This is a genomic window from Rhodanobacter sp. FW106-PBR-R2A-2-24 (genome assembly GCF_058789615.1).
In genome coordinates this window covers 71524-84604 of record NZ_JBYTBV010000001.1, presented here as the reverse complement: position 1 = coordinate 84604, position 13081 = coordinate 71524, and the positions used below count along the sequence as shown (strand labels likewise).

General features: G+C 64.8%; 16 protein-coding genes and 1 pseudogene. 14 read left to right on the top strand and 3 right to left on the bottom strand.

What is annotated here, in order from left to right; genetic code table 11:
* The first annotated feature begins 19 nt into the window (after positions 1-19).
* From AC3WQA_RS00385 to AC3WQA_RS00375, 3 genes are read left to right on the top strand one after another with little or no spacing between them, the layout of a single operon-like run.
* Positions 20-973 (top strand): recombination-associated protein RdgC, encoded by a 954-nt coding sequence (locus tag AC3WQA_RS00385; RefSeq protein ID WP_369487900.1) that lies wholly within the window; start codon positions 20-22, stop codon positions 971-973.
* Positions 970-2010 carry a DUF6694 family lipoprotein gene (locus AC3WQA_RS00380; RefSeq protein ID WP_369487899.1) on the top strand — a complete coding sequence of 347 codons (1041 nt, stop codon included), beginning with the start codon at positions 970-972 and terminating at the stop codon, positions 2008-2010. The genes AC3WQA_RS00385 and AC3WQA_RS00380 overlap by 4 nt, the downstream gene beginning before the upstream one ends.
* Positions 1991-2674, top strand: a complete 684-nt coding sequence (locus AC3WQA_RS00375) for a hypothetical protein (RefSeq protein WP_369487898.1) — start codon at positions 1991-1993, stop codon at positions 2672-2674. The genes AC3WQA_RS00380 and AC3WQA_RS00375 overlap by 20 nt, the downstream gene beginning before the upstream one ends.
* Here the strand turns inward: AC3WQA_RS00375 and AC3WQA_RS00370 are convergent.
* Entirely contained in the window at positions 2655-3173 is a 519-nt protein-coding gene (locus AC3WQA_RS00370; RefSeq protein WP_369487897.1) for a PH domain-containing protein, read from the bottom strand. The genes AC3WQA_RS00375 and AC3WQA_RS00370 overlap by 20 nt on opposite strands.
* Complete coding sequence (locus AC3WQA_RS00365; protein WP_369487895.1) at positions 3163-3411, bottom strand: hypothetical protein; 249 nt, start codon at positions 3409-3411, stop codon at positions 3163-3165. The genes AC3WQA_RS00370 and AC3WQA_RS00365 overlap by 11 nt, the downstream gene beginning before the upstream one ends.
* Positions 3412-3637: 226 nt before the next feature.
* Here AC3WQA_RS00365 and AC3WQA_RS00360 point away from each other — a divergent pair, with 226 nt between their 5' ends.
* The 6 genes from AC3WQA_RS00360 (at position 3638) to AC3WQA_RS00335 (ending at position 7848) form a co-directional block, all read left to right on the top strand.
* Entirely contained in the window at positions 3638-4417 is a 780-nt protein-coding gene (locus AC3WQA_RS00360; RefSeq protein WP_369487850.1) for a PRTRC system ThiF family protein, read from the top strand.
* 153 nt (positions 4418-4570) lie between these two features.
* The gene (locus AC3WQA_RS00355) at positions 4571-5041 is read left to right on the top strand and encodes a hypothetical protein (protein WP_369487849.1); all 471 of its coding nucleotides are present in this window, start codon (positions 4571-4573) and stop codon (positions 5039-5041) included.
* 53 nt (positions 5042-5094) lie between these two features.
* The gene (locus tag AC3WQA_RS00350; protein WP_369487848.1) at positions 5095-6222 is read left to right on the top strand and encodes an ATP-dependent DNA ligase; all 1128 of its coding nucleotides are present in this window, start codon (positions 5095-5097) and stop codon (positions 6220-6222) included.
* Between the two features lie 222 nt (positions 6223-6444).
* Positions 6445-6768: a hypothetical protein gene (locus AC3WQA_RS00345; RefSeq protein ID WP_369487846.1), complete on the top strand. Its 324-nt coding sequence runs from the start codon at positions 6445-6447 to the stop codon at positions 6766-6768.
* Positions 6769-6772: 4 nt separating this feature from the next.
* On the top strand, positions 6773-7057 hold the full coding sequence (locus tag AC3WQA_RS00340; RefSeq protein ID WP_369487844.1) for a hypothetical protein: 285 nt from the start codon (positions 6773-6775) through the stop codon (positions 7055-7057).
* A complete protein-coding gene (locus AC3WQA_RS00335; protein ID WP_369487842.1) occupies positions 7054-7848 on the top strand; it encodes a S1C family serine protease in 795 nt (264 codons plus the stop codon). Before AC3WQA_RS00340 ends, AC3WQA_RS00335 begins: the two co-directional genes overlap by 4 nt.
* A gap of 3 nt (positions 7849-7851) precedes the next feature.
* On the opposite strand, the gene AC3WQA_RS00330 is transcribed toward AC3WQA_RS00335, so the two are convergent.
* Positions 7852-8910, bottom strand: a complete 1059-nt coding sequence (locus AC3WQA_RS00330) for a hypothetical protein (RefSeq protein WP_369487840.1) — start codon at positions 8908-8910, stop codon at positions 7852-7854.
* A gap of 227 nt (positions 8911-9137) precedes the next feature.
* Here AC3WQA_RS00330 and AC3WQA_RS00325 point away from each other — a divergent pair, with 227 nt between their 5' ends.
* From AC3WQA_RS00325 to AC3WQA_RS00305, 5 genes and pseudogenes are all read left to right on the top strand, one after another.
* Positions 9138-9860 carry a thermonuclease family protein gene (locus AC3WQA_RS00325; protein ID WP_369487839.1) on the top strand — a complete coding sequence of 241 codons (723 nt, stop codon included), beginning with the start codon at positions 9138-9140 and terminating at the stop codon, positions 9858-9860.
* A 135-nt stretch (positions 9861-9995) separates the two neighbouring features.
* Positions 9996-10688: a hypothetical protein gene (locus tag AC3WQA_RS00320; protein WP_369487838.1), complete on the top strand. Its 693-nt coding sequence runs from the start codon at positions 9996-9998 to the stop codon at positions 10686-10688.
* A 126-nt stretch (positions 10689-10814) separates the two neighbouring features.
* Positions 10815-11453 carry a single-stranded DNA-binding protein gene (gene ssb, locus AC3WQA_RS00315; RefSeq protein ID WP_369487837.1) on the top strand — a complete coding sequence of 213 codons (639 nt, stop codon included), beginning with the start codon at positions 10815-10817 and terminating at the stop codon, positions 11451-11453.
* Positions 11454-11562: 109 nt separating this feature from the next.
* On the top strand, positions 11563-11787 hold the full coding sequence (locus tag AC3WQA_RS00310) for a hypothetical protein (RefSeq protein ID WP_369487836.1): 225 nt from the start codon (positions 11563-11565) through the stop codon (positions 11785-11787).
* Positions 11788-11942: 155 nt separating this feature from the next.
* Positions 11943-13007: pseudogene (locus AC3WQA_RS00305) on the top strand (DEAD/DEAH box helicase family protein); the annotation flags it as partial.
* Between the last annotated feature and the right edge of the window lie 74 nt (positions 13008-13081).

Sequence of the window (13081 nt, the reverse complement as noted above, 5' to 3'; positions counted from 1 at the left end):
CTCGGTAAGGAGACCGACGATGTTCAGGAACCTGCTGCTGTTTCGATTCTCACCTGCTGTCGCAGCCGACCTTGATCGCCTGCCTGAGGCTCTCGATGAGCATCGGCTGCGACCCTGCGGGCCGCTCGAAGCGGAAACACGTGGCTTTGTTCCGCCGGTCGGGCGGAATCACGACGACCCGCTCACGCGGCGTCTCCAGAGCCGCACCTTCTTCACCGTCGGGGCAGAGACGAAGCTACTTCCCTCCGGCGTCGTCAACGCCGAGCTGCAGCGCAAAGTGCAGAAGATCGGCGAAGAGGAGGGGCGCAAGGTCGGCGGGCGCGAGCGAAAGCGACTGAAGGAGGATCTGCTCAACGAACTGCTCCCGAAGGCCTTCGTCCAGCAGTCGCGAATGGACGGGTACGTCGACAGCGCCTCGGGGTGGGTCGTGCTTGATACCTCAAGCCGGAAGTCGGCCGAGAACTCTCTGACGCAAATTCGCGAAGCGCTGGGAAGTTTTCCCGCTGTGCCGCTGGCGCCGGAGGAAGGCCCTCGCATGTTGATGACCGACTGGCTCTCCAATCGCACGCTGCCAGCCGGGTTCTCGCTGGGCGACGAAGTTGAACTGCGCGATCCGGCGACCGCCACCGGCGCCATCGCAAAGTGCCGGCGGCAGGATCTCGACGCCGAGGAGGTAGCGGAGCACCTTCGCAACGGCAAGCAGGTCTTCCAGCTGGGACTGGTGTTCGCGGATCGCCTTTCGTTCGTTTTGGGCGAGGATCTCGTCGTCCGGAAGCTGAAGTTCCTCGACGTCGTCCTCGACGCGCTGGACGGCGGCGAGACCGATGCCATCGGCGAATTCGACGCCACAAACACCTTGCTCGCTGGGGAAGTCGACAGCCTCCTTTCGCGCCTGGCCACGATCTTCTCCATTCCTCGGCCGAGCGACGGCGAGGCTCGCGAGTCGCAAGACGAACCCCGCAAGGCTGCATGACGACACCGACCAAGGACACCACGATGAGCCCGCGAGTTTCCTCCGCCCTGATCCGCGTTCTGTGCCATGCGGGGCTCCTGCTGGCCCTCGCCGGTTGTCAGCGATCCGTCGCGCTCAATGCATCGAGCCGCGATGCATTGACGGCGTCACTGAAGGCAATGTCGAGGGCGACGCCGCCGGCGGCGCGCAAGGAATTCGACAGCGCGGCGAGCTATTTCGATCAGCAGTACTTCAAGCCCGGCGGCCACGATACCAATCTCCCCGACTGGCGTGCGGTGCAAGGCATGGATCGAACGGAGTTCCTGCACTTCGTCGGCATTGTCAGGGGCGTTCTCGCACCACCCGTGGCGCTTCCGCCGGACGCCCCTGATCCCGAGGTGACGCGCCGCTACCTCGAGTCGCTGAAGCTCCAGCGCGATCTGCTCGTCGAGCGACGCGACCAGGCTCACTCGGATGGCCACTACACGGTCGACCAGTTTCAATGGGCGAACCCGTTTTTCACGCCGCCGGCGCCCAACGCGCCGGTGTTGACGTCCGCAGCAACGTTCATCCTGAACTTCACCAACCACACGGCGTTTAACGTCTACCCGCCAACGCTCCATCTCACCATCATGGATCCAGACAAGGGCATCCCCCTGTTCGATGAGGATCTAGAGTACGTGCCGGATTCGAAGAGGAAGACGCTCGACAAGGTCATCAAGGCCGGCTTCGGCTGGAATCGACCCGATCCGATCCCGCCCAACAGCCCGACGCTGCTGCGCTACGTCTGCTGCCAGCTACTGAAGCGCCCCGAGGCCAACAACCTGATGCAGCACCTGCCGAAGGACGCACAGTTCGAGTACTCGATCACCGCGGTCGAGGATTACACCCAACAGGATCAGCTCGACCACACGACGTACACCGCCCGCGAGAACGGCGAGTTGAACGCCGCCGACCAGTGCATCGCGGACATCAAGGCGCGCATGAGGACCTGGACGCCGGGGACAGCAATCCCTGCATGCCGTGCCGGCCACGAACATGACACCGACGACAACTGATCGCGCTCTCCTGGTCGCCGCTCTGGCTCTGGGCGTCGTCTGGATCGTCCCATCGGGTGTTCCGTTGGCCTTGCGTACCGGCGCCGGCTTCAGCGTGGGTGCGTCCATCTTCACCCTGTGGATGCGCGCGCGCGCTGGGCAGCGGGCGATTGCGACGAAGGCATCGGAACCCGCACAGGCGACGCAGCCGGGCCCGCCGCGCTCGAGCGAGGCGGTGCTAATCCGGTGGGCGATCATGGCCACGCTGCTCCTGGGCCTCGCCATCGGCATGGATCATCCATTTGCCTTCCAGATTTGGCCCATGCTGCTGGTGCCGAAGCGAGGCGCCAATCCGGTCGCCACGGCGCCGCGACGGTTACGGCTGGCGATCGCGGCGATGCAGGCGGTCTGCGCGATCGCGCTGGTGTGGCCGATCGTCACGGTGATCAGCGAGGGACGATCGGGTGTGCCAGCACCGCAAGGTACTGCAGGGACGCTCAGCGTCGGGGCGTTCGCGCTGCTCATGGCGTTCGCAGCCGACCCGCTCGCTCGACGTCTGCGCCCGGTTGTAGTCAAAGAGCGGAGGGGAGGGCCGGCGCTCGCCATTGCACCGGCACCTGTCCGTCGACGAGCCGGACGCGGGGGGAGTGGTAACCGGCGCGATGCTACACGCGCCCGTAGTTGACCTCGCGGATGCCTTTGCGGTCGCGCAGGGCGATAGAGGACTTGTTGAGTTCATCGCGGAAGGCGATCGGGTCTGGGATGCCAAGCATCACGAGGCGCGGGGTGACAAGGTCGCTGCTGTCAACGACGATCGTCCCAATGCCAAGCAGATCCTGCCACCACGACTGGTACAGCGTGACGTCCTGCACACGGAACAGCTCGAGGCTCGTTATTTTCCGCAGAAGCAACCCGCGGCGGACGTGGATGCGCTCGGCGTCGATCGTGTAGGAAATAGTCGCGGTCCTCAGGAACCGGTAGAAGACAAGCGCAACCACCGCGACGATGGGCCCGAGCAGCAGTAGATGCGGAGCGTGCATCGCTACGCGGCTCCAGAACACGCCGGCGAACATGATCAAAGCCATCAGCAGCGTGGGCGCATTGATGCTCTGGGACGGCGATCCCTGGAAGAGGATTGGCTGCACATATGCCGTCTTCGTCGCCGGAGCAGGCTTACTCGTCATCGGGACTGCTCCGATCCTGAAAGTAGTGGGTAAGGTAGGCCGGAGGCCAGAGGATGAGCGTTGCGAGTGCCAAGCCAGCCGTGATCTCGCCGCAGAGCTCACCCATGCTGGCGGGTGTGCCGTGGTGGAACACCCGCAGCATGATGAGACCGTACGCAATACTGATGCTGAAGCACCCCAGGAGACGGAGCATCAGGTCCTTGGCTAGGCGCTTGACCCGGTCTTTCTCGGTTTGCATCGCGCGTTTCCTTGTATAGCCGCCAGATGAGCGACGGTCGAAACATGAGGTATCCGGCGCGGTTCTCCGGGGTGGATGACGAGTCCGACCGCTCGCGCTGCGGGCCGCATGTGAGCATGGTGTTCGGCCATTGCGTCGACCGCCCGTCCACGGAGGTCGCCGCGAGAGTCTGCGTGGGCCACTACCTGCTCCCCCTTTCCGATGATCTCTGGACGGAGCTTTTCGCATGACCACGCCGCGCTTCGTGATCCCCGAGACGTTCATCGCCGACCGGCCGATCCGTGTGACAGTCGTCGGGGCCGGCGGAACCGGCTCCCTGTTCCTGTCGGAACTCGGACGACTCGACGCGGCGCTGCGCGTGCAGGGGCACCACGGCATGGACGTCACGGTGTTCGACCCTGACACGTTCTCCCCGGCCAACTTCGGCCGGCAGATGACGACCCAGGGCGACGCGGGCTTCAACAAGGCGATCATGGTCGTCGGCCGCGTCAACAACTTCTTCGGCCTCGACTGGCGCGCGGTGCCAGAGGCGCTCGATCCGGTGCGGCGCGGTATCGGCGCCGACCTCATCGTTGGCTGCGTTGACAGCGGCAAGTTCCGGTACCAGCTTGGCCAGTCCTGCCGTGGCGTCCGGACGGATGCACTCTGGTGCGACTTCGGCAATGGTTCGGATCGCGGGCAGATCGTGCTCGGCCATTTGGGCACGCCATCCCGTGGCCAGCGCCTGCCCAACGTGTACGACCTCTACGGACAGGAACTGCTCGCAGGTGACGACGATGACCTCCCGAGCTGCAGCCTCGCCGAGGCGTTGACCAGGCAGAAGTGGGCGATCAACCAGAACATGGCCACGGCGGGCGCTACGTTGCTCAGCACGCTTCTGTTCGACGGGGGACTGGACGCGCACGGGGCGCTGGTGCGGCTGAATCCACTGACCGTCTCGCCGTTGATGATCGACCCGGCGGTGTGGGCGACGTTCGGCTACACCGCCACGACGCCCGACGCCTGACAGGCGCGACCCAGTCGGCTGCCGACGGGCTGTCGGCACCACGGAGCAACCTTCGCGCCGCAAATGGCGCTTGCTGCGCGCAGAAGTCTCACGATCTTTGCGACAGCCAGCACCCGGCCAGCATGGGTCGTCCTTCCCGAACGAGTAGCGCCTATGACTGCCGAAAGCCCCGTCCCGTCCCCCAGCGGCCAGACCGTGTATCTGAACGCCCACTCCTGCGCCGAGTTCGGCGACAGCCCCGCATGGGTCGAGTGGCAAGTGAACCCGGCATTGGTCGCGCGCCTTGAGGCGTTGAACGCTCTTGGCATCCAGCACGGCCTCTCCGCCATCGAAATCCAGGTTGGGGTGGATTGGATGCCGTCAGGCATCGCCGAGGAATTGCGTCTCGGCGAGGACATCCTCGTGCTGCGTCCGGGCACCCATGCCTATCTGTGGATTCGTTCCTATCCCAAGTATGCCGGCGGCCCCGTGGGGTGCAGTCAGGTGACCCTCACGGCGTTGTCCGACGCCCTGAATAGCGGCGAGGCGTTTCCGGCAGGCGACCGAGAAACCATCGAGGCCGCGATGGCGCTCGCCAAAGCCGGCGAGGGTGAGGAACACGCAGAGGAGGGCGTGGACGGATGACGGCGACCTCTACCGCATCGCCCACTCCTATTCGCAACCACGAGGTACGCCGCATGAACGCCAATCCTGCGACTGAAGAAGCCAAGTCGATCCGCCTCACCTGTACCGAAGGAACTTCGTTCAAGGAATACCGAGTCCAGTTGGTACGTGCCGCCGACGGCCGCGGATGGCTGCTCAAGGCCCAGTCCGGCGCTATCGGAGGGGCGCTAAAGCCACAGGACAAGATCACCGTAGCCGTGCCCTACGAGAAGGCGCTGAAGGAATACCTCCGGCTGGTGAAGGCGAAGCTCGCCAAGGGCTACCTCGGCAGCGATGCCGCCATTGGCGGGATGGCCGACGTGCCGCTGCGGGCGTTCACCAGTACCGACATCCGGCCGATGCTGCTCAACCCCATCGGCGACCACGAACTTGATCGCTACCTGCTAGACCCGCAGTACAGCGTCGAGGAGAAGCATGACGGTGAGCGGCGTCTGGTGGTCGTCGAGTGCGACGATGCCATCGTCGCGCATGGCGTAAACCGGAAGGGCAACATGACCCCTCTGGCGGACGCCGTGGATGCCGAGATGCGCACGTGCGCGGTCGGCTGGCGCGGCCGATCGGTGTTTGACGGCGAGAGCATGGGCGACGTGGTGTACCTCTGGGACGTGCTGGAGCATGAGGGTCGTAACCTCCGTCCCCTCCCGCTGGCCGAGCGCCGGAAGATCCTCCGCGAGGTCATCAAGCCCGGCGCGTCGGTGCGGATCTCGCGCGTCGCCCGGACGACGCTGGATAAGCGGAGACTGCTCGAGGAGGTGCGTGCGGCACGCCGCGAGGGTGTCGTGTTCAAGCGCGATGGCTCCGCCTACGTGCCGGGCCTCCAGACCACGGACGCCGAGTGGCACAAGTACAAGTTTCTGGCATCGGCCACCGTGCGCGTGATGGCGCTGAACACCGGGCGTCGCAGCGTGCAGGTCGAGGCGCGGGACTCCGCCGGGGCTTGGCATCGACTTGGGAACGTCACGATCCCGCCAAACCAACCGATACCGGCCGTCCATGCAATCGTCGAGGTGCAGTACCTGAACGTGGCGCGGTTGGGCGGGTCGCTATATCAGCCAGTCTACCAGCGCGAGCGTACCGACCAGGACGAATCCGACTGCCGCATGGATCAGCTCAAGTACAAGGGGTTCGACGAGGCGGCGTAAGCAGGTGGCCGGCGCGGGCGGGGCAAATCGTCCGCGCCGGACGAGCGGCAGCGCACGCGCGATGCGGGGTGGCACCGTTTCATGCCGGCTGAGGCCACGGCGCCTTCGTCGGTAGCCAACCCCGAGAAAATCGGCGAATTTCCGAGGGTTTGCAGGCTCCGCGCATTCGCGCGCGGTGACTACGCTATCGGCACCAATCGATGCGAGGACAGGGAGGGTCATATGCGCGGGAGCTTCGTCCTGAAACGAAAGGCTGCCGTGGGTGAATACCTGGGGGTGCTGGGACGTGGGTTCGACATCGTCGACGTCGTCCGCGCCTTCCGATTCCCCACCGAGCTGCTGGCCAAGCGGTACGCCGAAGCGGCGTCCGATAGTGAGTCCGCACCAGACTTCGAGGCGAAAGCAGATGTGCGCCCGCCGCTGCTGTCGCAGTCCGGATCGTGCCGGGTCTGCGGATGCACCGAGAGCTTTGCGTGCCCCGGCGGATGCAGTTGGGTCGAACCTGACCTGTGCAGCGCCTGCCAATCGAAAGCTACTGGGAGCTGACGCCATGACTGATAGCAATCAAGCTGAGACGCTATCCGGTGCGCACCCCGACGAGGTGGCCGTCGACGCCTTCGCCGAGGCGATGAAGGCCAAGCTGGCGATCGCGCGATCCAAGGGGCGCGGCGGCTGGAACGACGACGAGCCCGGCATGCAGCAGCGGCTATCCGACATGCTGCGCGAGCAAGTCGCGAAGGGCGACCCGTTGGACGTCGCCAACTTCGCGATGTTCCTGCACCAGCGAGGGGAAGGCGTGTTGCCGCCTGTTGCCGATGATGGTGATTGCAGATGAGCACGCAATCCGGCGGTTTCGTGTGGGGCGGCCTCGCGCTGCTGGTGGCGGCCGCATCCTTCGCTTCCTTCTGGCTGGGCACCGCCGGATGCGGTAACCGAGCGCGGGCCACGGCAAAGTCGCCCGGCGCTGCCGATCTGCTCGTGGCCGCCGCCGCCGTCGGCGGGCGTTCCACCGTCAGCATCATTGGCGACCACCTCGACGACGCCTCGCCGGCGGCGATCGCGAAGGCGGGCCTGGCCGCCCGCGCTGCTCGCGGCGCCGGGGTGGTCGTCGGCGCCGCGGGCGAGATCGTCACCTGCGCGCACGTGGTTGCCGGCGCCAACGTGTTGCTTGTGCGATTTCCCAGAGGGTCGGGAGAGGACGTGCCGCTTCGCGCGACTGTGCTCGGGGTAGACACGGACGCAGATTTGGCCTTGCTGCGGGTTCACCCGGAGCATCGCCTGAACGCCGCCAGCTGGGCGGACTCGGCGAACGTCCGCCCCGGGCAGCAGGTGATCGCGATCGGCGCACCCTACGGCTTCGAGGGCACGGTCACCGAGGGCGTCGTGAGCGCCACCAGCCGAGACCTCAAGTTCAAAGGACGTAACCCGGTGCGGTTCATCCAGTCTGACGTGCCCGAGGCACCAGGCAACTCGGGCGGCCCGCTGTTCGACCTGGCCGGACGAATCGTCGGCATTAACGCCCAAATATTCGAGGCCGATCACGGCTCGAGCATGCCCTTGTCGTTCGCAATACCCAGCGACGTCGTGCAGCGCGTGGTTGCGCGTCTGCGCCGAAGGGCACAGTAGGGTTTACATGACGGGAACGCTGTCCAGTAGATCCCGGAGGACGTCTGCCTGGGAGGGGATCAGCGCAAGCTGCGGCAACCGCGCCGGCACCGTCCGCATGATCACCACCGGGGTGGCCTTCACGTCCGCGGCGCCGTGCGTCGCGAGCAGGATGTGGTTGTGGCCATCCAATATGGACGACAACTGCGTGTGCGCCTGGTTCAGCCGCTTACTTACCAGTTCGACCAGCACGTCGTAATCTTGGCCGTGCTCCATCTCGGCGTTCTTCATCGCTCGCTCGTACAGATCGGCTACCAGGCTCACCGCGAGGACGCGGATCGCGTTGGACGATGTACTGCTGGCGACGATGGCCTTTGGGATGTCTACGAAGCTCGCGGCCTCGACGACGTTTCGATCCCACAGGCGAAACTCGTCGTCGCCAAGTCCCTGCTCGAGCAGGCGGACGGCTCGCTGGTAGAAGGCCACGAAGAACGACATCTGCTGGTAGCCCACGGCAGTCGGCAAAGTCGCCACGTGATGGCTCAGGTCGTGGCACACCGTTCGCAGCACCTCAACGACCGCGGCCGTCGCTGCGTGCAAGGCGTCTGTGATGTCGAGCAGCACTGTGTCCTCGGGCAGCTTCGTCAGGCGCACCGGCTGGAAGGGGTTGGACGGTTCGGCGAACGTCGTCGTGCCCAGAGCGTGGCGACCAGGGAGCAGGAACGGCGCACCATCCTGCGGTTCCGGCGTCGCCCAGGTGATGTCGATGGCCTTACGCTCGGCCTCCAGGCGAATCCGCACAGGAAGCGCCGGTTCCTTGAACAGGAAGCTCATGTCGCGGTCTGTGCGCAACAACGCTGTGTCGCAGAAGGCACGCCAGCTGTTAACGAGTTGCTGCTGCAGGGCGCCGATTTCCAGCTCGAGGAGGATTTTCGGATCCTTGTTCGGCTCCGCCACGATCGCCCCGAGGCCGTCGATGACCTCACTCAGGGTCTGCACGGCGGCCAGATGCCACGCCTCGACGGGAGTCGGAGAGGCCAGCCGATCGTCACGTTCGTGAGAGGGTGCGTGGGAGGGGGCCACGGAGAATCCTGCGTCTGTCCCTGAAGGTGCGCCGAAGTATGCCGATTGTTACCAGCCTTTGCGACCCGGCGAGGAGCACTTTGGCCACCCTTCGGTAACGTGGTTGGGCCACGGGAGCAAGGCGCGTTCGGGAGAAACTGCCCCAGAAATGGCCCAGTTTCAAGATGGCCTCTCCGGGGAACAACCCTAGACTTTACCGTGAGGAATCACAACCACAGGGAAGTCGCATGGCAAAGAACGTCAAACCCCAGAAGCGTGGCATGGCGACGGCACTGGCCCTCGCGTGCCTCGTCGTTTTCGCTGGTCTAGTGGCCCTCAGGGCGCGGCCTGATCTACGCCAGCGCGTCGGGGCGGTGATCACGGGAGAGCAAGAGCCCAGTGACACCAGCGGCGACGTGTCGGCGCGGGAGATCCTGGGGAACATCTTCGCGCCGCGCGCCAACCCCGCACCCGCGACCGCTCCGTCGACTGCGACCGCCGATCCCGGTGCCGAGGCGCCGCTTGCCGACCGAGTCACCATGAGGCTGGCTGAGAGGGGCGCCATCGTGGGCGATGCTACCTTGCTTTCCGGCAACCGGATCCAGGTCGGTGGCCAGGTGTTCGTCCTCTGGGGCATCCAGATCCCTTCGTCGAACTACCAGTGCGTCACCGGCAGCCGCCAGTGGTTCTGCGGCGATGAAGCGACGCGGTCGCTGAGGGACTTCATCGGCGTCCAAAAGGTCGGCTGCTATCCAAAGGGGCAGGATCTGAACGGCCGCACGCTCGGGCGTTGCTTTGTCGGTTATATCGACCTTGGCTCCCAGCTTGTCGAACAGGGCTGGGCGCTCCAGCTTCCTCGAGTCACCAACGACTACAACATGGTGCAGGAACTCGCCAAGGCGCACCGCGTGGGTCTTTGGGCCACCGACTTCGATCCGACCGCTTTCCTCAACGACAGCAACGGCGGTTGATCCAGGAACATGTCCATGCGAGCCAAGACCATGAAAGCTCGGCACCGCCGACCATCCTCGGCCATCCCTGCTCCTCAGACTAGCGCCCGCAGGCCGCCACCTCAGCCCGCCGCCAACGCGCCGCAGGAGGTCTGGGTGAAGCGCGGCGCGTTCCTGCTCCTCATCGCCATGGTGGCCATTCTCGGCTGGATGAAGGTTGAGTGGCGCGATATTCCGCTCGAGGTCAGCGGCCCGGCAGCCGGCGCGCAGCCAACTGTTAGCCACAACGTCGGGTTCGTCACACCCGCCCAGCAGCAATACCTCGACGCCGCGGCAAGTGGCGCCGACAAGACCTACACCGCAGTCGAATGGAGTTTGCTGCGAGAGCGCTTGAAAGGTCACGAGCCTGCGCCTGCGCCGCCGGTGGCCGAACAGGCTCCGTCATCCGCCGTTGCGCCCGTCCCCGCCCCAGTAGCCCACGTGACGCCAGATTTGCCTGGCTACAAGATCGCGATCAACGGAAGCAGCAGCGACGCGCTCGTCGACTCCATCAATCAGATAACCGCCGCCCTTCCGGATCGTGACGCACGCGTCTTCCAGAAGTCGGTGAGGATGTTGATCGTGGGGAGCCTACCGATCCAGCAGATGATCGCCGCACACGTCCAGCCTTCGCAGATCAGCGAGCCAATGCTGCTCGACGCCGCCCGATCCAAACTCAACGGCATGAAGGCTATGGATGTCATCAGAGCCGCGGAACGGCTCCACGAAACGCTGGTGCAGGAGAGCCGAAACCACACTGGCCCGTTCGCGGCCACGGCGGCTCAGGGGCCCACCACGTGGGGAAACTGAAATTCAACGATCTTTTCGTCGCCGGCGCGGGGCGTATGTTTTCAGCGTGACACCCAAGAGAGCCCGACCTTCCGGGTACGAGAAACACCACGCCGAAAATTCGGCGATTAACTGGAGCGAATGACAATGGCACGTGGAGTGAACAAGGTCACGCTGATCGGCAATTTGGGCGCCGATCCCGAAACCCGCTTTACTGGCAGTGGCACCGCCATTACCAGCCTGCGCATCGCCACGAGTGAATCGTGGGTCGACAAGCAGAGTGGCGAAAAGCAGGAGCGCGTCGAATGGCATCGCGTGAAGCTGTTCGGGAAGCTCGCCGAAATCGCCGGTGAATATCTCGCCAAGGGCCGCCAGGTTTACATCGAAGGCTCGCTGCGCACGGACAAGTACACCGACAAGGACGGTGTCGAGCGTTACTCCACGGACATTATCGCCAGCGAGATGCAGATGCTCGGCAGCGATCCGAACCGCGACGGTTCGGGCCAGCACCAAGGCAACGGCAGCCAGCGCGGTAACGCACCGCAGAACGACCGCGGGAATGGTCAGGGCGGTCGCCAGGGCAATGGCAATGGTGGCGGCCAGTCCGGCAACGGCGGTGGTCGCAATTACGGAAACGGAAATCGGAATGGCGGCGGTAGCGGATACGGTAATTCGCCGCGTGGCGGCGGTAGCGGGAATGGTGGTGGTAATGGATACCCGCATAATTCCGGCGGTGGCACCAATGGCGGATTCGAGGACGACATCCCTTTTGACCAAGCCGCCTGATATAGCTTGAAATAGGTATCAGGCGGCTAAAGAGATAATACCAACGTGGCCGGGCAAATAATCGCCGGCCACTTTTGCATTAAGAACGGTGGTAATCAGGAGACAGGGCATGAAGCATATCCTGCGGGTCATCGCCAGTAATCCGAGGATCGCGATCCCGCTTGGGTTGCTCGCGCTTCTGGTCGGCTACCTGTGCCTCAACGCGCCGAAGGTGGTCGTCCCCGTGTTGACGATCTTTCTCCTCGGTGCCGCGGTCGGCCTGATCCACCTGCTGACCGCGCGCAAGGTGCCTCCGCCCTGGCGCAAGGACGACCAGGGGCCTAGGGGTAAGTGAACGTTGCGGCAGCCCAAACAGGTGACGAACGGCGTCGCCAGAGCGCAGCGCATGCGGCGCTGAAGTCCTTCGGCATCACTCGCCCGTCGGAGACTCCGCTGCTCGTGCCGGAGTCGTATCAGGACTTCACCGAGCCCTGCCGGGATCTATCCCTGATGGCCGAAGGCGAGGCCACGTGCGTTGTCGCTAAGGTGCAGTCGTCGCCCAGCCGAAGCTCCTCGGGGCCACCGCGTTTCGCGTTCCTCCTCGCGGACGACGCCGGCAACATCTACAAGGCCGCGTTATTTGGCGATGACCCCACGCCCGCGGAGAGCATTGTGAAAGGCCAGACCATGGCCTTCCTCGCCAAGGCGAAGGATCGGGACGGGCGCCGTTGGATCACAGTCGTCGAGGTCGTTGAGGCGGAATGGATTGGCCGAGTTCGCCCCGTCTACCCCGTTAGGAAGGCGGGCAGCCTCCGGATGGAGGTGCGCGCAATCATCCACGGCTACCTCCCTCACATGGTGCACAAGGCCTGCGATTTCCTTGTTGACCAGCTCGCGGAGCTGGCACCGATGCCCACCATCCTGAAAGCCGTGGGCTGCGAAGGTTGGTCGCTGCAGCAACTGCTGTGGCAGATCCATGCGCCGGCATCGCTTGAATATGCGGAGCATGCGCGCGCCGCGTACATCCGCATCGCCGCGCTGGGAATGCGACTGCGTACGCAAAGGTCTGTCGAGACCCAGCCGGCGACGCCGCTGTTCCTGCCCAGCTTGGATGATCGCATCCGGGATCTTCCGTTCCCGCTCACGAACGACCAGCGCCGGGCCGTCAACGACATGCGTGAGCGGCTCGCCCGTCCATACCAGTCCCGCTCGATCATCTCGGGCGACGTGGGCACCGGTAAGACGGCGGTGTGCCACGTGCTTGCCGCAGCGGTCTCCGATATTCCGCAAGGTCGCGTGCTGATCATGGCGCCGACCTATCCGCTGGCCAAGCAGCTCTACGACGGCTTCGTCCAGGTCTACCCGGAAGTCCCGGCAAGTCTGGTGGCCGGGGACGAGGATGACGCCGATCCGAAGCTCTCTCGCGTGGTGGTGGGTACCAGCGCCGTGCTGACGCGAGACATCGGCGAGTTCGTCCTGGTGGTGGTGGACGAGCAGCAGCGATGGTCGCGTGGGCAGCGCGAGCACTATCTGACTAAGCAGACGCACCTGATGGAGATGTCGGCCACTTGCATTCCCCGCACCGTCGCCCTGATGCGCCTGGGGCGCGTCGAGGTGTCCGAGCTGCGCCAGACGCATGCGGAGAAGGT